1 protein-coding gene is annotated in these 1,112 nt (G+C 61.8%); it reads right to left on the minus strand.

Features of this window, described 5'->3' with window-relative positions:
• Window positions 1-491: 491 nt before the first annotated feature.
• On the minus strand, window positions 492-1,112 hold a 621-nt coding region (locus tag ACLQ3C_RS21410; RefSeq protein ID WP_425707107.1), incomplete at its 5' end, for a hypothetical protein.

The raw sequence follows: 1,112 nt of genomic DNA on the forward strand, positions 1-1,112 counted from the left end.
TGGCCGAACTCACCCGCGGCGGCGCCTGTCCAGAGTTGCCGTGGCTGTAAACCACCCACAAGAACGTCAGGAGATCCAAATCGTGGCTGTCGCTGTATTTCCGTCACTATGGAAGCCGCCGATGAAATGCGAGCTTTGAGCCAGCGGACGGGCGAAGTTGGGATCCTTTCTAGGTTCGAATTTGAGGGGATGCAGTTGCCTGGCGTGAACGTATCCGGGATATCCCACTGAGGCGTGGGCTGCGCTGAGCCACGCTATTCCGTCGGATTCAGATACGGCTCGGATGAAAGTGGCGTCGGCGCTCATGAGATCCAGTGCGGGAGTGGGAACCCAATACATCGTGATGTGCAGAAACCACGGAGGTGCGTACGCCGACGGAGACGTTGGGGGAGTTGGCGTGGTGTTGGGTGTTGTGCATGCGGCGAGCGCGAGTATCAGCATCGTGAGTGTTGATGCTGTGAGAAGTGTTCGCGCTGGGCGGGTTTGGTGTGTCATGCGCCGGGGTCGGGTTCCCAGGACCAGCCGGGGCTGTTGGGTGGGTTGGATTGTTCGGGGATGCGGGCGGATGCGCATTGGCGTACGGCGAGGCTGGGTGGTTGGTCGGTGGCGGGTTCGGTGTCGTTGAGGACTTGCCAGTCGCCGAAGACGTTGTGGATGGGATACCAGTGTTGACCATGCTGGTTGGCCGGCGGCGGGGTCCCGGTGCGCCGGTAGGTGAGGACTTCGCCGCTCCAGCCTGGACCGGGAACGCAGATTGTGGCTGTCGCGGTATTCCCGTCACTGTGGAAGGCACCGATGAATCGTGAGGTTCGGGCGAGCGGGCGGGCGGAAGTGGGGTCCCTTCTCGGTTCGAGTTTTAGAGGATGCAGTTCTCGAGCGTGAACGTAGCCGGGATATGCCACCGAGGCATGGGCTGAGCTGAGGCGAGCAATACCGTCGGATTCAGTTAAGGCCCGGATGAAGGTGGCGTCGCGGCTCGTGAGATCCAGCGCGCGAGTGGGTACCCAGTACCTGGTGATGTGCAGAAACCACGGCGGCGCATAGGTCGAAGGAGATGCCGACGGAGTTGGCGTGGTGTTGGGTGTTGTGCACGCGGCGAGCGCGAGTATCAG

This window comes from Gordonia sp. DT30 (assembly GCF_049844915.1).
Classification (GTDB): Bacteria; Actinomycetota; Actinomycetes; order Mycobacteriales; family Mycobacteriaceae; genus Gordonia.